The organism is Myxococcus sp. AB036A, from assembly GCF_006547355.1.
Classification (GTDB): domain Bacteria; phylum Myxococcota; class Myxococcia; order Myxococcales; family Myxococcaceae; genus Myxococcus; species Myxococcus virescens.
In genome coordinates, this window is the sequence record NZ_VHLC01000071.1 from 1 (window position 1) to 15,936 (window position 15,936).

Consider the following 15,936-nt stretch of genomic DNA (forward strand, 5'->3'; position numbering starts at 1 on the left):
GGGTGGGGTGGCTCAGCCGCACCGTGGACGTGGGCCCGTAGGCCCCGCCCCGGGCGTCCGGCTCAGACGGAGAGGTGCGCCGCCGCGCGCCCGAGCCCTTCGGCCACGGAGGTGAAGGCATCCGCGGTGCGCACGCGCCCCTCGCCGAAGCGGCGCATGTAGAGCTGGCGCACCGCGGGAATCTGTGACGAGCCGCCGGTGAGGAACACCGCGTCGATGTCCTTCGCCTCCGCGTGCTTCTCCAGCAGGCCCGCGGTGCACGCGTCCAGCTCGTCCAGCAGCGGCTGGCTGAAGGTTTCGAACTCCTCGCGGGTGATGGGCTCGTGGAGGGTGATGCGGGCCTCCTCGAAGTCCACCGTGGCCGTGTCTTCCTGGGACAGGCGCACCTTGGCCGCTTCAATGGCGCGGAAGAGGCGGTAGCCCAGGTTGTCCATGACGAGGTCGTACAGGGCCTGGATTTCGGCCTTGCGGTCGCTCGTGTTGAGCATGGTCTCCAGCAGCTCCTGGGTCGACTTCTCCCGGATGAAGGACATCTCGTGCCAGGTGAGCAGCTTGGCCATGATGTGCTGGGGAATGGGCAGCCGCTTGTCGCTGAAACCGCGCACCTGGTAGGTGGAGCCGGCGCCGAAGCGGGGCAGCAGCTTGTTGCGCATGATTTCCGCGTCGAAGCGGTCACCACCGATGCGCACGCCCGTGGAGCCCACCACGTCCTGGCGGCGGTCCGGGTTGCCGCGGCGGCTGGGGCCCAGGCGCATCAGCGTAAGGTCCGTGGTGCCGGCGCCGAAGTCCGCCACCAGCACGAGCTCGTCGCGCGTGAGCTGCGCCTCATAGGCGAGCGCCGCGGCGATGGGCTCGATGAGGAACTGGACGTGCTGGAAGCCGGCGAGCTCCGCGGCGCGCAGCAGGCGCTGCTGGGCCAGGGCATCCGCCTCCGGGTCCGGCGTGAAGACGGCGGGCCGGCCGAGCACGACGGCTTCGGGCGCGCCACCCATGGAGCTCGCGGCGGCGTCCCGCACGCGGCGCAGCAGCACGGCCACCAGCTCCTCGATGGTGTAGGTGCGCCCCTTCACCTGGGTGGCGCGGAAGGAGTTGGAGTGGAGGAAGGACTTCACGGACTGGATGAAGCGTCCGGTGTTGTCCTCCAGGTAGCGCTGGATGGCGTCGGCGCCGGCGTAGATGTCCTGCTCGTCGTCCGGGAAGAAGAGGACGGAGCGGAAGAGACGGGCCTCCGAGGTATGGGGTTGCAGGGACAGCACCGTGCCGTCAGGCAGGGCCGCGGCGGTGTTGCTGGTTCCGAAATCGAGTCCGCACGCACGCATGGGGGGCGCCCCTTACCGTTAAACCCCATCCATGGGTAGCGCTTCGTGCACCAACCCGTGGGAGGAGGGCGGCCAGGAGGGCGGACGCCTGGATTGGATGCGGGTTGGCGCAAGGACGCCGCTCGCCATCTTTCCTCTGGGACGTGCATGGAGACGGGAGGCAGCCAATGAGATTTCGCGCGGGATGGTTGTTGGCGGGCGCCGCGGCGCTGACGCTGGGGACGGCGTGTGAAGAACGCGACCGGGGGACCCCAGGGCAGGCAAGCGGGCAGCCCACGGTGAACGACCAGGTGGCGCAGGCCCAGCAGCGCTCGGAGAACGCTTTTGACTCAGCTCGCAAGGCTCAGGAGCAGGCGAGCAGTCAGCAGAAAGAGGCCGCCGACGCCCAGCAGGAGCTCCAGAACAAGCAGCGGGAGTACCAGGAGGCCCAGGCCAAGGCGCAGTCGGCCTCGCAGCAGGCCCAGCAGACCCAGCAGCGCGCCCAGCAGCAGACGCAGCAAGCCCAGCAAGAGGCGCAGCAGGCCCAGCAGGAGGCACAGCAGGCCCAGAGACAGCAGAGCGACGCGCTGGCGCAGCAGAACCAGCAGGCTCGTCAGCAGTCCGAGCAGCTTCGTCAGCAGACACAGCAGCCAGTGGCCGCGGCGCCCGCGCCCCAGGCGCAGCAGCAGCAGGGGGCCCAGGCCCAGCAGGGCTCGGAGCAGCAAATCGTCGGTGAGGTGCTGCGCGCCAATGATGACGAGCTGCTGCTCAGCTCACAGGGCGAGCCGCAGTTGCGCCTGCAGGTGTCACCGCAGACGCAGGTCATGGTGGACGGGCGCCAGGCCAGCGCTGGGGAAATCCAGGAGGGCAGTCAGGTCCGGGCCTCGTACCGGACCGACGAGCAGAGCGGAGAGCCCCAGGCGGTGCGCATCGAGGCGACCTCCCAGGTCCAGCCCACGGCGCCGGCCGCGCCGGAGAGTGGCCAGTCCACCCCGGGCTCCCAGCAGCCCACGCAGTAGGCGACAGGGACCGTCCGTCCTTCCCCCACGGTGAAGGGCGGACGCGCCATTCCGGCCTCGGGGTGTGCGAAGCGGCCGCGGCATCGTCGGTCAGACCGCACTCGCGCTTTGCCCAGTTGAGCCAGTGCGCATGTCGTGCTCTAGGCATTCGCATCATGCGCACCGAGAATTGGCTTCCCCTCATCGGTCTGTTGCTCGTCATCCCCTTCCACTCCGTGGAGGCCCGTCCCGTCCGCGCGGAAGCTCAGCTCTGGTACACGGTGTCGGCGCAGGGTGGCATCGGGGAACACCTCCTCTATTACCTGGAAGCCCAGCCGCGCTTCGGCAAGGACGACGCCCGCGCCGTCTTCCGCTCGGCGGGAGGTGTGCGGTTGGCCCAGGACATGTCGCTGTGGCTGGGGCAGGGCTGGTTTCCATCGTGGCGCTGGGAGGGCGACCCGGCCTTGCGTCAGGGTGAAAGCCGGCTCTTCCAGCAGTTCATCTACACGCCGAAGTTCGGCCAGGTCCGGGGCACGCTCCGCGCCCGTCTGGAGCAGCGCTTCCTGCCCGGCACGACGGAGGTCTCCCACCGGGGCCGCGTCATGCTGCGCGGTGCGCACCCCGTGGCCGCGGAGGGGCGGCTGTCTTTGATTGTCTGGGATGAGGTCTTCTACCACCTCAGCTCGGTGGCGAATGGCCCCAGCGCCGGCTTCGACATGAACCGCGTGTTCGTGGGTGCGGGCTGGAAGTACGGGGACCACTCCTCCGTGGAGGTGGGCTACCTCAACGTCTTCACGCGCAGGCCCTATGCGGAGACCGAGCAGCTCATCCATACGCTCTCCGTCGCCATGCCCTTCAATTACATGTAACGGAATGCGCGATGAATGATGAGACAGACTGTCCGGGCCCTGGGGGTCCGCAGGAGCCGTGAGGCGCGGCGGCTGACAGGGACTCAGGTCAACATGCGGCGTAAGCGCTTGGGAATCTCTTCCGTGCGCCACCGCTGGACCTCGCGGGCAATCTCCGCCGCGCGTTTCGTTCGCTCCTCCCGGACCAGGGGGAGCAGGGCCCGCGCGGACTTGCGCTCGCGCGGCGCCGACTCCGCGGCCAGCCGCTCGAACAGCTCCAGGCGCACGTCGGCGTCGTGCAGCTCGCCCAGGCCGTCCTGGAGCGGCACGAGCACCTCCAGCAGCGCGTCCAGGGTGCGGCGGAAGGCAGGCTGGAAGATTTCCAGCTCGTAGCGCAGCCGCTTCAGCTCCTTGCGCAGCTCGTGGGCGGACGCCGCGTCGGCCGCGTCCACGTACGTGTCGATTCGCTTCTGCACGCGCTTGAGGCGTTGGCGCAGCGCGTCCCGGACGCGGCGGCCGGCGAAGCGGTGCACGTCATTGAGCCCGTCCAGCTTGCGCAAGAGCCGCGGCACCGTCCTGTCCACCCATCGCTCCAGCTCCGCGTGCAGGCGCGTCTCGTGCGTCTCCAACTCGGACAGCCGCTTCTTGCGCAGGGTCTGGATGCCGGCGCGCACCTGGGGCTTCTTGCTCGCCTTCCGGGCCACGCTCTCCAGCCATGCGGCCTGGACGTGCACGTCCCGAACGCCCCCCAGCGCGTCCTGGATGCGCTTCACGTCGCGCTCCAGCTTCTTCATTCCGCCCAGGGAGCGGAACACCTTGAGGGCGGCGCGAAGCCGCCGGGTGGCCACACGCATGTCATGGACAGATTCGTCATCCACGGCGTCCTGAAAGCCGGCCTCCGGTTTGCGAACGTCCGCGAGCCGGCCCGCGAGGATGCGGCGCGCGGCGTCTCCCAGGCGGCTGTCGGGCCCGAGCCCTCGGATGGGCGTGGGTTGGGCCATCTATTCCTCCGTGCGTGCGTGTTGGCGGAGCATCCGCTCGACACCCTCCGGCCCCTCCCAGCCCAGGATGCGCGCGTCCTTGTCCTCGAAGCGCACGGCGGCGAGGAAGAAGTGCTCCAACTCCTCTCGCTCGCGCTGTGGCAGTTGCTGATAGTCCGTCAGGTGTCCGGCGCGGGACGGGGTGATGGGAACGGCGAGGATGCGGTCATTGCGCTCGCGTCCGCCGTCGCCTGTGTTCTGCTCCACCTGGAGCACGCCGAGCGCACGGCAGGGCAGCACCACGCCGGGAAAGCTCGCGTCGTCCCAGTACACCATCGCATCCAGCGGGTCCCCATCCGGCCCCTGGGTGGAGGGGATGAAGCCCCAGTCGAAGGGATAGCTCAGGCCCCTGGGAAGCGGCCGTGAGAGGCTGAAGGCCTTGAGCGCCGTGTCGTACTTGAGCTTCAGCGTGGAGCCTCGGGGAGACTCGACGATGACGTGAAAGGCGCCTTGTTTCCCTCGCAGGGGCAACCGGGTGAGGTCCGTCACCATAGACAGCAAAGGTTGCGCCTGCCGCGTGTTCCGGCAACCGTGGTTGGGCGGAATCTTCGCTTCTTCAACCTTCGTCCGTGGCGCGGCCTCAGGAGCTGCAGCTCACCGCCAGGTGCCGGCCCCAGGCGGGAGGCGCCGCTGCGTAGGACTCCGCGTCGGGGTGTTCGGCGAACGGGTCCGACAGCACGCCGAGCAGCCGGTCCACGAGCGAGAAGTCCCCGGCCTCCGCGCGGGAGATGGCCTCCTGCGCCACCCAGTTGCGCAGCACGTACTTCGGGTTCACCCGCGTCATGCGCGCGTGGCGCTCTGCATCCACGCTGCCCTCGGCGGCCAGCCGCGCCCGGTAGCGCCCGGCCCAGGCATCGAAGCCCTCGGGGGCGGAGAACATGTCACGTACTGGACGCGTGTCCGCGCCGTCCGCCGACGCGAAGTGGCCCAGCGCGCGGAAGAAGCGCGTGTAGTCCACGTGGGCTTCGGCCATGCGGGCGAACAGGTCGCTCACCAGCTCGCGGTCCTCGTCGCGCGTCTCCCGCAGGCCCAGCTTCGCGCGCATCCGGTCCATGAAGTGCGCGTTGTAGGTGGGCTGGTAGGTGGCCAGCGCGGCGCGGGCCTCATCCTCCGAGATGAGCGTGAGCAGCGCTTCGCCCAGACACGCGAGATTCCACAGGCCGATGCGCGGCTGCTGGTCGAATGCGTAGCGGCCCCGGTCGTCGGAGTGATTGCAGATGAAGCCCGGCTCGAAGTCGTCCAGGAAGCCGAAGGGCCCGTAGTCCAGCGTGAGGCCCAGGATGGACATGTTGTCCGTGTTCATCACCCCGTGCGCGAAGCCCACCGCCTGCCACTGCGCAATCAGCCGCGCCGTGCGCTCCACCACCTCCGCGTAGAAGCGCGCGTAGCGGCCTTCCTGGCCCGCGAGGTGGGGGAAGTGCTCGGTGATGACGTGGTCGGCCAGCGTGGCCACGTGCTCGGTCTGCTCGGTGTAGTGGAAGAACTCGAAGGTGCCGAAGCGCACGTGCGAGGGCGCCATGCGCACCAGCATGGCGCCCGTCTCCACCGCCTCGCGGTACACCGGAGCCTGGCTGCCGAGGATGCCCAGGCCCCGCGTGGTGGGGATGCCCAGGCCGTGCATGGCCTCGCCGCACAGGTATTCGCGGATGGTGGAGCGCAGCACCGCGCGTCCGTCACCTCCGCGCGAGAAGGGCGTGGGCCCGCCGCCCTTGAGGTGCAGGTCCCACTTCGCCCCGGCGGCGTCGCGGACCTCGCCCAGCAGCAGGGCGCGGCCGTCGCCCAGCCGGGGCACGTACACGCCGAACTGGTGCCCCGCGTACACCATGGCGAAGGGCTCCATCCCCGGCAGGGGCTTTGCGCCTCCCATCGCCGCGACGAACTCCGGCCGCTGCGCCTCCTCGGGCGTCAGGTCCAGGAGCTTCAAGGCGGCGGGATTGACGCTCACCAGCTTCGCGTCTGGAAAGGGACTGGGGTGGACGCGCGCGCCGAACCCAGCGGGTAGGCGGGCATAGGTGTTGTCGAAGCGGAGCTGTTCGAGCGTGGCCATGACGGGGGAGAACACATGGAAGCGCGGCGGCCATCCAGCCACCGCGCTTCAGGGAAGCTGCGTGGGACTACTTGAGCTGGGGGACCTTCATGCCGCGCTCCACGGCGGGCCGGCTGCCCACGCGGTGGAGCCACTGCACGATGTTGCTGGACCCCCGGAACAGCTCGGGGAAGTACGCGCGGGTGCTGGCCACCCAGGGATACAGCGCGATGTCCGCGATGGAGTAGCGGCCCGCGACGTAATCCCCGGAGCCCAGCTTCCCGTCGAGCACGCCGACGAGCCGCCGGGACTCGGCGTGATAGCGCTCAATGCCGTAGGGGACCTTCTTGGGGGCGAAGCGGGCGAAGTGATTGAGCTGGCCGAACATGGGGCCCACGCCGCCCATCTGGAACATCAGCCACTCCATCACTTCCGCCCGGCCGCGCGGGTTGGAGGGCAGCAACTGGCCCGTCTTCTCCGCCAGGTAGATGAGGATGGCGCCGGACTCGAAGACCTTGAGCGGACGGTGGTCCTGCGTCGCGTGGTCGACGATGGCCGGAATCTTGTTGTTGGGGTTGATGTCCAGGAACTCGGGCTTGAACTGCTCGCCCTTGGTGATGTCCACCACGTGCGTCTTGTACTGGAGGCCCAGCTCCTCCAGGGCGATGGATACCTTCTGCCCGTTGGGCGTCGCGAACGTGTAGAGGTCGATCATCCCTTGACTCCCGTGAGCTGCTCGCTCACCTGCCAGAGCCGCTCCGCGAGCGCGTCGTTCCGCGCGGCGGAGGACGGCTTCTTCGGACGGCATTTGTAGAAGTACTGCCCGGACACTGCCTCCACTTCGGGCGAGGACGCCAGATACACGGACGTCCGCGCTCCCTTCTCCGCCGAAATCATGAACGCCGCGCCCAGCTTGACGAGGTGGCGGAAGAAGCCCTGGGTGTTGTGACCGAAGCCCGTGCGCACCACGCCGGGGTGCAGGGCGTTGGTCGTCACCTGCGTACCCTCCAGCCGCTTCGCCAGCGCGCGGGTGAACAGGATGTTGGCCAGCTTCGACGTGCCGTACACGCGGAAGCCGATGAAGCCGCGCTCGCTCTGCAGGTCATCGAAGTCGAGCTTGCCCGCGGCGTGGGCATCGGACGAGACGTTGATGATGCGGGCCGGGCCGGTGGCCTTCATCACGTCCAGCAGCAGGTTCGTCAGGAGGAAGGGCGCGAAGTGGTTGGTGGCCATGGTGGCCTCCAGCCCGTCCTCCGTCACCTGCCGCCGGTCGATGATGAGTCCCGCGTTGTTGAGCAGCACGTCCAGGCGCGGGTAGCGGGAGCGGAAGGTCTGCGCCAGCTCCCGCACGGACTTCAGGGAGGTGAGGTCGGCGCGGAGCCAGTCCACCTGGGCGTTGGGGGCGGCCTCCTTCACGGCGGCCACGGCCGCCTCGGTGCGGCCCGCGTCCCGGCCCACCAGCACCACCGTGGCGCCCATGCGCGCGAGCGCCTTGGCGGCCTCCAGGCCGATGCCGCCGGTGGCCCCGGTGATGAGGCACACCTTCCCATCCATGCGCGTCTGTGAAGTCAAAAAGGCGTCCTCCGTCACGAAAGGACGCCTTCTATACGCTGGAGCCCGCCCGCGCGCTTGCTCTTGAGCAGGCGCGCGGGGGCCTTCCGGTGGTCAACGCTCCGTTCAGGCGTTGGAGGGGCTGGCGGTGGTGTCCTGGGGCCGGACGTCCCCCCCGCGGCGCGCCCCCGCGCGGGGCTCGCCGTGCAGGTGGCTCTCCAGGAACCACAGGTCCAGTTCGACCTCGCCCAGCGTCTGGGTGAGCAGGTCGGAGGTGACGGGGTCGTTCAGCTCGTCGGAGCGGTGGATGCCGTTGCGGATGCTGGCCCCGTAGCGGGCGAAGCGGTCCACCAGGGCCTTGAGGTGGTCGTCACCGTCCACGGCCTTCAGGTCGTATTCGGGCAGCTCGCTGTTCTTGGCCGCCAGCCGGATGGTGCCCTCGGCGTAGCCGCCCAGAGTGCCCGCGCGCTCGGCGAACTCGTCGGCCTGCTTGCGGACGTGCTTGGCCAGGTCGTCGAACAGCTCGTGGCGGCTGTAGAAGTGCCGGCCGCGGATGTTCCAGTGCGCTTGTTTGATTTGCCAATGCAGGTCGATGGCGTCGGCCAGCAGGGTGTTGAGCGAATCGATGAGCTCCTCACGTGCGTCGGTGGGGAGATTCACATGGCTTGGAAAGTTCATGGTGCGCGGTTCCTCCAGAAGGTCATTCCAAGGTGGGGATTCCTGCCGGGAATGCCAGCCCGTGCGTGGCGCCTGGGGGGCAGGCGGGCGGGCTCACGGTCGGTATGATGGGCGGACCATGCTTGCTCTCGACCTCGTGGAACGGCTGCGCCAGGTATCTCCCAGCGCGGCGAATGCGCTGCTGACGGTGGCGGTGAAGAACATCATCCCGCTGTCCTCGGTGATGGGCGTCCGGGTGGAGGACGCATCGGATGCCCGGGCCCAGGTGTCCGTGCCGCTGAAGCGGCGCACGCGCAACCACGTGGGCAGCGTGTACCTGGGCGTGCAGGTGACAGTGATGGAGCTGACCATGGGCGTGTGGCTCTTCCGCCGCTTCCCGCCGGGCCGCTACCTGGCGCTGGTGAACGAACTCCAGGTGTCCTTCAAGGCGAAGGCGAAGGGTGGCGTGCGCGCCATCTGCGAGCCGTCTCCCGAGGTGTTCAACACCCTGGACGCGGCGCTCCGGCAGAAGGGGGACAAGGCCCAGGAGTGGATTCCCGTTCGCCTGGAGGACTTCGAGGGCACGCACATCGCGGATGCCCGCTTCCTGGCGGTGATGAAGAAGGCCTGAGGCGGCGTCGGGTTGCCCCCTTGCGCTGGGGCCAGGCGGCGACGGCACTGAAGTTCGGGACGGCCCCGTCAAAAGGGGCTGCTTCACTGTGGTGACCCGTCGAGGCAAGCTGTCCGCCGTGTCGCGGCGCGCTCAACCGTTTTTCATGCTCCTGGTGTCGGGGCTCCTGCACGTCGCGCTCTTCGTGGCGCTGTCGGGCAGCGAGCCCAAGGACCGCCAGCGCCGCGTGGAACCACGTGCCGTCGAGATGGAGGTCGTCTACCAGGACGTGACGCCTCCCCCCGAGCCGCCAGCGCCGGAGCCCCGCCAGCCGCCTCCTGACGAAGCGCCCCCGCGCCTGCCTCCGAAGAAGGAGGACCCGCCTCGTCACGCGGAGCGTCCGCGCCCCACCACGACGGAGCCCCCCAACACGTCCGAGGCACCTCCGTCCGAGGTCGCCCCAACTGGCTCCAGCGAGCAGGCGCCAGCCCTGGCGCAAGACGTCCCTCGCGACGTTCCTCACCCACAGCAGCGCCCCAACCTGGAGCCACAGGGCCTGCTGGGAGGCGGCCTGCTGGGCGGCGGCCCCCCTTCGACGGGACGGACGCTCCGCCCTGGCGAAGGCCCCGACCCGAAGGCCCTGGCGGCCCGGCAGGCCGAGGAGGCCCGGGTGCGTGTGGACGGCTGGGCCCAGGACGCCGCCGCCACGGCGCGCGCGTCGAGCGGCGCCACGCATCCCTACTTCGCGAAGCTGCGGGAAGGCTTCGCGAAGCAGTTGGTGAATCCGCCACCCCCGGACCTGAAGGTGTTGGGCTCACGAATGAAGCGCGAGCAGGTGGATGCCATTGCGCGCTTCGGAAAGACAGGCACGCCCATCGCCGCCGAGCCCCGGGACCACCGGTTGGAGCAGCGCAATCGCATGCAAGCGGCCGTCGAGGCCGGGCGCGCGGCCAACATGTACATGGTGGATGTCACCACGCCGGTGCTCGCGCTCGCGGCCATCGTCGAGGTCTGGCAGGCGCGCGACGGGAAGCTGCTCGACCTCAAGGTGATTGAAGGCTCCGGCGACCCGAAGTTCGACTCCTGGGCCGTGTCCCAGCTCCGGGACGCGCTCGCCAGCGCGGAAGCGCCGAAGCCCGGAGGCGGCCTGGGCATCCGTGATGACGGCATGCGCAGCCGATGGCGGCTGGAGGAATACCTTGGGAATCCGCGCGTGCAGATTCACCTGATGGGCGTCTACTGACCGTGCCGGATGTGGAGGTCTTCGCGGTCGTCACGACCCCGTGAAGACAGGGCGCTCGTCCTCCAGCAGGAAGTCGACGATGCTCTTCCACGTCGACTCGAACTGGGGCCTGCGGAAGCCGGAGCCGGAGATGAGCCAGTCCACGTGCGGCGGTTGGTGCGCGGGCTGGTCGAAGTGGCCAATCGCATCCAGGTGGTCCGCGCGCACCGCGGCCAGCACCCGGCCATACACCTGCGAGCGCGTGGGGACGATGCCGTCACACGCCGTGGGTCCGGGCATCGCGCCATAGGCCTGCACCAGCGCCGCCGTCTGCGCGGGCGTGTGCAGCGGCAGCGCCGTGAGCGGCATCCGCTGCGTCTGCCCGTACGTCAGCGCGTAGATGGTGTGCGTGAGCTGCGCGTAGGGGTCCAGTCCCGCCGCCATGCGCGTGCGCAGCGACGGCGGGCGCGCCTGCGTCACCACCGAGCCATACCGCACGCCGGGCCGGTCCAGCGTGCTGGCGTTGAACAGGTCGATGCCCTCCGGCGTGAGCTGCGGAATCAGCGAGGTGTCGTTGCCCACGTCGCTGAGGAACTTCGACACCGCGTCACGGCGCTCCGAGGAGAAGTCCCCCAGGAGCTGGTCATAGAGCTGGTCCAGCAGCGTGGGCTTCCACCCGAGCTGGTCATCCGCTCGCGCCAGCAGGTGGCCGAAGCGGAACACCACGCGCAGCGGCAGCCTGCCGAAGCGCAGCACGTAGACGGTGAAGAGCGACAGCAGCTTGAGGATGCGCTGTCCGAACAGGCCCATGAAGAACGTGGCCAGCGGCGTGCCCGCGTGTGGCGTGGACACGGACGTCACGGTGCGCACGCGCCTGGCGAAGGGCTCCAGGTCCACGCCCTCCGCCACCTGCGCGCCGGGGCTGACGAACAGGCGCGAGTCCAACCCGCCCGTCGAGTGGCCGATGAGGTGGATGGGGCCGTCGTCTCCGGACGCCGTCTCCTGTACGGCCTTGAGCAGGTCCGCGGTGCGCGTGCGGATGGAGGCCGTGGGGTGGGAGAGGACGATGATGACCTCCGCCTCCACTTGCCTGCGGGCCAGCTCGTCCTTCAGATAGTCCAGGGCGTGGCCGAAGTAGATGAGCTCGCCCAGGTTGATGAAGCCGAAGAAACCGGGGACGAGGTAGACGCGATGCTTGCCTGGCATTGCCCGCACCATATCTGACGCGGCGCATGATACCCGTGGGGAATGCACCCTCCGCTCGGGGGTTGACGCGCGCCGGCCATCACGTTCAGAACCGGCAACCCCCACTCCCAGTCATGACAGAAGGACGCCCGCACGTGGATCGCAGACTGCTCGCACTCGGCCTGCTCCTGTCCCTCCCCGCCTCGGCGGACGAGGGAATGTGGACCTACGACGCCTTTCCCTCCGACACGGTGAACAAGGCCTACGGCTTCACGCCCACGCAGGCGTGGCTGGACCACGTCCGGCTCGGCTCGGTGAGACTGGCCGGCGGCTGCTCCGCCAGCTTCGTGTCGCCAGAGGGCCTGGTGATGACCAATCACCACTGCATCCGCGGCTGCATCGAGGACCTGTCCTCGCCGAAGAAGGACCTGCTGGCCAAGGGCTTCTACGCGTCGAGCGCCGCGCAGGAGCTGCGCTGCCCGAAGGTGGAGGCCAACCAGCTGGTGGAGATGACGGACGTCACCGCGAAGATGAACGCGGCGACGAAGGGCCTCACCGGCGCGGCCTTCAACACCGCGTTGAAGAAGGAGACGGCCGCGGTGGAGGCCGCCTGCGCCACGTCCGGAGACGTGCGCTGTGACGTGGTGACGCTCTTCAACGGCGGCAAGTATCACCTGTACAAGTACCGTCGCTTCCAGGACGTGCGGCTCGTCTTCGCGCCCGAGTTCTCCATGGCCGCCTTTGGCGGTGACCCGGACAACTTCAACTTCCCGCGCTTCGGCTTCGACGCGGCCTTCCTGCGCGTGTGGCAGGACAATGCGCCCGCGAAGAGCCCGCACTTCCTGCCGTGGGCGAAGCAGGGCGCGAAGGAGGGGGACCTCGTCTTCGTCTCCGGCCACCCGGGTGGCACCGAGCGCAAGGCGACCGTCGCCGAGCTGGAGTTCCAGCGCGACGTCAACCTGCCGTACACGTTGCTCCAGCTCGCCGAGCTGCGCGGCATGCTGCGCGAGTACGCCGGGGGTTCGGCGGAGCGCTACCGCACCACGCGCTCCATGCTGCGCGGCGTGGAGAACGGGCTGAAGGCGCTGCGCGGGCGGCACCAGTCGCTGGCGGACCCGGCGCTGCTGGCCGGCAAGCGTCAGGACGAGGCGGCGCTGCGCCAGAAGGTGGACGCCAACGCGCAGGTGAAGGCCGCCACCGACGGCGCGTGGGACGAAATCACCCAGGCGTTGGATGCGTACCGCCGCATGCTGCCCGACTACCGCATGAAGGAGGCCGGGGACGCCTATCCCTCCGAGCTCTTCCGCATGGCCCGGCACCTGGTGCGCGTGGCCGAGGAGAAGGAGCGGCCCAACGCGGAGCGGCTGCGCGAGTACACCCAGTCCCAGCTCCCCACGCTGGAGCAGCAGCTCCTGCGCGACGCGCCGGTGACGCCCGAGCTGGACCAGGCGCTGCTGACGTTCGGCCTCACCCGCGTGCGCGAGACGCTGGGCGCGGATGACCCCTTCGTCCAGTTGGTGCTCGGACGCGAGGCGCCCGCCGACCTGGCGCGCACCCTGGTGCGTGGCACGAAGCTGCGGGACGTGAAGGTGCGCGCCGCGCTGCTCAAGGGTGGCAAGGCGGCGGTGGAGGCCTCCAAGGACCCGATGATTCTCTTCGCGCGCAAGGTGGACGCGGAGGCCCGCGCGGCGCGCAAGCGCTACGAGGACACCGTGGAGGCGGTGCTCAAGCGCAACGGCGAGCGCATCGCCAAGGCGCACCTCGCGGTGTACGGCACCTCCGGTTATCCGGACGCCACCTTCACCCTCCGCCTCAACGCCGGGCAGGTGAAGGGCTGGGATGAGAATGGCCGCCCCGTGGCCGCGCTCACCACCTTTGGCGGCGCGTATGAGCGGCACACCGGCAAGGAGCCGTACAAGCTCCCGGACACCTGGTTGAAGGCGCGCGGCAAGGTGCCGCCCCAGACGCCGTTCGACGTGGCCACCACCAACGACATCATCGGCGGCAACTCCGGCTCGCCCCTGGTGGACCGCGACGGGCGCGTGGTGGGGCTCATCTTCGATGGGAACCTGCACTCGTTGGGGGGCCGCTATGCCTACGTCCCTGAGACGAACCGTGCGGTCGCCGTGCACGGAGAGGGCATCCTGGCGGGCCTGGAGCACGTCTACGGGGCCAGGCGCGTGGTAGACGAGCTGCGCACGGCCAGCGACGCCGCGGTCATGCCCGCGAAGTAGTCGCGGTTCTCAAGACCTGAGAGGTCTTGTGGATTGGATTTGGGCTTTCTGAACGCCTTGGCCGCAGTGGCCAAGGCATGTCAGAGGGAGCAGGATAGAATCCGGTTCAAAGCTGAAAACCGGTTACTCATGGCTCCCTCCAAACCCAATGACATTCCCCTCGGCACGGTGCTGAGGGAGACCTATGAGATTGCAGGCGTCCTCGGCCGAGGTGGCATGGGGACCGTCTTCCTGGCCAACCACCTGCGGCTGCGCGGACGGCAGGTGGCCATCAAGGTGCTGCGCCACGACGCGGGCATGGGGGCCGAGGCCTTCGTGCGCTTCCGGCGCGAGGCGGAGATTGCCTCGAAGCTGGGGCATCCCAACATCGTCGAGGTGCTCGACTTCGACAGCCTCGAGGATGGCTCGCCCTACATGGTGATGGAGTGCCTGCGCGGCCTGCCGCTGTCGCGCAGGCTGCGCAAGGGCCCGATGACGCTGGAGGAGGTGTTCTCCTGCGCGCGGCAGATGGGCTCGGCGCTCCAGGCCGCGCACCGCGCGGGCATCGTCCACCGTGACCTCAAGCCGGGCAACGTGTTCCTCGTGCCCACCGAGGTGGGCGGCGTGATGATGGAGCACGTGAAGTTGCTCGACTTCGGCATCTCCAAGGTCATCGACTCGCAGAGCGTGCACACCCAGGGCGGCATCCTCCTGGGCACGCCGCAGTACATGGCGCCCGAGCAGGCCACCGGGAAGAACGGCGAGGTGGACCCGCGCACGGACATCTTCGCCTTCGGGTGCCTCGTGTACGAGATGCTGGCGCGCCGGCTTCCGTTCCGGGACAACGGCAACCTTCCGGAGCTCATCTACCGCATCGTCTATGATCCGCCGGAGCCCCTGGAGGCGCTGGTGCCGGACCTGCCGGACCACGTCATCGCGGCGGTGGAGAAGTCGTTGGAGAAGCGCCCGGAGGACCGCTTCCCGGACGTGGCCAGCTTCATCTTCGCGCTGACGGGACGCGCGCTCCAGACGATGGGCGAGGTGCCGATGCTCACGCCGCTGACCACGCCGCGGCTCGCGGTGGAGCTGGCTCCGGAGTCGAAGCCGGAGACGGTGCCCGGCCGGCGCTCGGGACGCGGGACGGAGGATGAAGACGTCGACGAGAATCCTCCGGACGCGAACCCGCCCTTTCGGGAGTCGGAGACGGTCAGCCTGTCCGCGCCGGTGCCCGCGGTGGCTCCGTCCCACGACGCCGCGACCATCGCCGAGGCGATGCCCTTGCCGGAGATGGAGGCGCCCCCGCCTCGGCCCGTCGTGGTGCCCGCGGACGTCGTGCCCGCGCCCATCGCCCGTTCGCCCGTGGCGAGGCCGCCCTCCGCTGCGCCTCCAGGGCCGAGCGCCCGGAAGCCGACGCCTCGGGACGGGGCTGTGGCCGGGGCCCAGGTGCCAGACGGAGGCGCGTCGGCGTCTCGGGGGCCCGAGAAACCCCTCGCGCCTGCTCCGTTGCCGCGCGGCGCTGACGCTCCACCCGTACGTCCGCCAGCAGGGGGCGCGCAGGCCGGTGCCGCGTCACCGAAGGTGGTCCCCGCGCCCATCGCGCGGGCGCCCGTGGCAGGAGGCCCCTCCGCGCCGGTCGCTGCCCGGAATGGGCCGCCCTCGCCAGGTGCGGACGCGGTGGGGTCGACCGTGTTGCTGCGCTCGAAGGCGGGCGTGGCCCAGTCCGCCTCGCCAGGCGTGCTCGCTGCCCAGCCGAAGCGGAAGCTGACGCCGCTCACGGTGGCGATGATGGTGGCGCTCGTCGCCGCCGTGGCCTTCGCCGTGTGGCCACGGCCGGATCCACGCGTGGAGGCGTCCCGAAAGCACGCCGCGCCCGCTGCTGGCGCGGAGTAGCGTCCTCCTTACGTGGAGGCGTCAGGCGCGATGAGCGAGAGGGCCTCGAGCTCGAGGCCGTGCTCGGACTGAATCCAGAACGTGCCTCGCCCCTCGGGCGACCAGCCGAGCCTCCTGGCCAGCAGGATGGCCTCGCGGGCGTCACAGCCTGACAGGACCGTGGGGCCGTGCCCTGTCAGGACTCGGACCGAACCCGACCTGCTGAGTTCGAGGCCCGACACGCCCGGACAGGACGCAACAGGGCGTTGGTGCGGCGCGTCAGGGAATACGTATCCTGATGAGGACTGACACGCTGGTTCATGTCATGTCCAACACCGAGCGTATGTGGGCACAGGGAGGGCAAGGGGCCCTCGGGGGGAGCCTGTCATCGCCGGTGGACCCACCGTGTGCGGCCGCGT

General features: G+C 69.5%; 14 protein-coding genes. 6 read left to right on the forward strand and 8 right to left on the reverse strand.

The genetic code is table 11. From position 1 onward, the window contains the following. Positions 1 to 62: 62 nt before the first annotated feature. Complete coding sequence (locus FL344_RS25610; RefSeq protein ID WP_141620369.1) at positions 63 to 1,319, reverse strand: Hsp70 family protein; 1,257 nt, start codon at positions 1,317 to 1,319, stop codon at positions 63 to 65. Positions 1,320 to 1,486: 167 nt separating this feature from the next. Between FL344_RS25610 and FL344_RS25615 the strand changes: the two genes are divergently transcribed. After that, positions 1,487 to 2,317, forward strand: coding sequence for a hypothetical protein (locus tag FL344_RS25615; protein ID WP_141620370.1), 831 nt, complete (start codon positions 1,487 to 1,489; stop codon positions 2,315 to 2,317). Positions 2,318 to 2,472: 155 nt separating this feature from the next. Further along, complete coding sequence (locus FL344_RS25620) at positions 2,473 to 3,165, forward strand: DUF2490 domain-containing protein (protein WP_141620371.1); 693 nt, start codon at positions 2,473 to 2,475, stop codon at positions 3,163 to 3,165. Positions 3,166 to 3,248: 83 nt separating this feature from the next. Here the strand turns inward: FL344_RS25620 and FL344_RS25625 are convergent, their stop codons facing one another. The 6 genes from FL344_RS25625 to dps form a co-directional block, all read right to left on the reverse strand. Beyond that, complete coding sequence (locus FL344_RS25625; protein WP_141620372.1) at positions 3,249 to 4,145, reverse strand: CHAD domain-containing protein; 897 nt, start codon at positions 4,143 to 4,145, stop codon at positions 3,249 to 3,251. Then, the gene (locus FL344_RS25630; RefSeq protein ID WP_140787570.1) at positions 4,146 to 4,676 is read right to left on the reverse strand and encodes an inorganic diphosphatase; all 531 of its coding nucleotides are present in this window, start codon (positions 4,674 to 4,676) and stop codon (positions 4,146 to 4,148) included. Between the two features lie 88 nt (positions 4,677 to 4,764). After that, positions 4,765 to 6,231, reverse strand: a complete 1,467-nt coding sequence (locus tag FL344_RS25635; RefSeq protein ID WP_141620373.1) for a YdiU family protein — start codon at positions 6,229 to 6,231, stop codon at positions 4,765 to 4,767. A gap of 67 nt (positions 6,232 to 6,298) precedes the next feature. Further along, positions 6,299 to 6,925 (reverse strand): glutathione S-transferase N-terminal domain-containing protein, encoded by a 627-nt coding sequence (locus FL344_RS25640; protein WP_141592948.1) that lies wholly within the window; start codon positions 6,923 to 6,925, stop codon positions 6,299 to 6,301. Further along, positions 6,922 to 7,764, reverse strand: coding sequence for an SDR family oxidoreductase (locus FL344_RS25645; RefSeq protein WP_141620392.1), 843 nt, complete (start codon positions 7,762 to 7,764; stop codon positions 6,922 to 6,924). Before FL344_RS25645 ends, FL344_RS25640 begins: the two co-directional genes overlap by 4 nt. Before the next feature lie 123 nt (positions 7,765 to 7,887). Continuing rightward, on the reverse strand, positions 7,888 to 8,439 hold the full coding sequence (gene dps / locus FL344_RS25650) for a DNA starvation/stationary phase protection protein Dps (protein ID WP_090485546.1): 552 nt from the start codon (positions 8,437 to 8,439) through the stop codon (positions 7,888 to 7,890). A 118-nt stretch (positions 8,440 to 8,557) separates the two neighbouring features. Between dps and FL344_RS25655 the strand changes: the two genes are divergently transcribed. Further along, entirely contained in the window at positions 8,558 to 9,049 is a 492-nt protein-coding gene (locus FL344_RS25655) for a DUF4442 domain-containing protein (RefSeq protein ID WP_228559172.1), read from the forward strand. Positions 9,050 to 9,194: 145 nt separating this feature from the next. Continuing rightward, complete coding sequence (locus FL344_RS25660; protein ID WP_228565370.1) at positions 9,195 to 10,271, forward strand: ferrichrome ABC transporter substrate-binding protein; 1,077 nt, start codon at positions 9,195 to 9,197, stop codon at positions 10,269 to 10,271. Positions 10,272 to 10,301: 30 nt separating this feature from the next. Here the strand turns inward: FL344_RS25660 and FL344_RS25665 are convergent, their stop codons facing one another. Further along, positions 10,302 to 11,456, reverse strand: a complete 1,155-nt coding sequence (locus tag FL344_RS25665) for a triacylglycerol lipase (protein WP_171445062.1) — start codon at positions 11,454 to 11,456, stop codon at positions 10,302 to 10,304. A gap of 134 nt (positions 11,457 to 11,590) precedes the next feature. Between FL344_RS25665 and FL344_RS25670 the strand changes: the two genes are divergently transcribed. Both FL344_RS25670 and FL344_RS25675 read left to right on the forward strand, forming a co-directional pair. After that, positions 11,591 to 13,669 carry a S46 family peptidase gene (locus FL344_RS25670; protein WP_141620376.1) on the forward strand — a complete coding sequence of 693 codons (2,079 nt, stop codon included), beginning with the start codon at positions 11,591 to 11,593 and terminating at the stop codon, positions 13,667 to 13,669. Between the two features lie 129 nt (positions 13,670 to 13,798). After that, entirely contained in the window at positions 13,799 to 15,538 is a 1,740-nt protein-coding gene (locus FL344_RS25675; RefSeq protein WP_141620377.1) for a serine/threonine-protein kinase, read from the forward strand. Positions 15,539 to 15,936 lie beyond the last annotated feature (398 nt).

Excerpts from the sequence above, each read along its gene's own strand:
- FL344_RS25610 (WP_141620369.1), bottom strand. The coding sequence starts at position 1,319 with ATGCGTGCGTGCGGACTCGATTTCGGAACCAGCAACACCGCCGCGGCC.
- FL344_RS25615 (WP_141620370.1), top strand. The coding sequence starts at position 1,487 with ATGAGATTTCGCGCGGGATGGTTGTTGGCGGGCGCCGCGGCGCTGACG.
- FL344_RS25620 (WP_141620371.1), top strand. The coding sequence starts at position 2,473 with ATGCGCACCGAGAATTGGCTTCCCCTCATCGGTCTGTTGCTCGTCATC.
- FL344_RS25625 (WP_141620372.1), bottom strand. The coding sequence starts at position 4,145 with ATGGCCCAACCCACGCCCATCCGAGGGCTCGGGCCCGACAGCCGCCTG.
- FL344_RS25630 (WP_140787570.1), bottom strand. The coding sequence starts at position 4,676 with ATGGTGACGGACCTCACCCGGTTGCCCCTGCGAGGGAAACAAGGCGCC.
- FL344_RS25635 (WP_141620373.1), bottom strand. The coding sequence starts at position 6,231 with ATGGCCACGCTCGAACAGCTCCGCTTCGACAACACCTATGCCCGCCTA.
- FL344_RS25640 (WP_141592948.1), bottom strand. The coding sequence starts at position 6,925 with ATGATCGACCTCTACACGTTCGCGACGCCCAACGGGCAGAAGGTATCC.
- FL344_RS25645 (WP_141620392.1), bottom strand. The coding sequence starts at position 7,764 with ATGGATGGGAAGGTGTGCCTCATCACCGGGGCCACCGGCGGCATCGGC.
- dps (WP_090485546.1), bottom strand. The coding sequence starts at position 8,439 with ATGAACTTTCCAAGCCATGTGAATCTCCCCACCGACGCACGTGAGGAG.
- FL344_RS25655 (WP_228559172.1), top strand. The coding sequence starts at position 8,558 with ATGCTTGCTCTCGACCTCGTGGAACGGCTGCGCCAGGTATCTCCCAGC.
- FL344_RS25660 (WP_228565370.1), top strand. The coding sequence starts at position 9,195 with ATGCTCCTGGTGTCGGGGCTCCTGCACGTCGCGCTCTTCGTGGCGCTG.
- FL344_RS25665 (WP_171445062.1), bottom strand. The coding sequence starts at position 11,456 with ATGCCAGGCAAGCATCGCGTCTACCTCGTCCCCGGTTTCTTCGGCTTC.
- FL344_RS25675 (WP_141620377.1), top strand. The coding sequence starts at position 13,799 with ATGGCTCCCTCCAAACCCAATGACATTCCCCTCGGCACGGTGCTGAGG.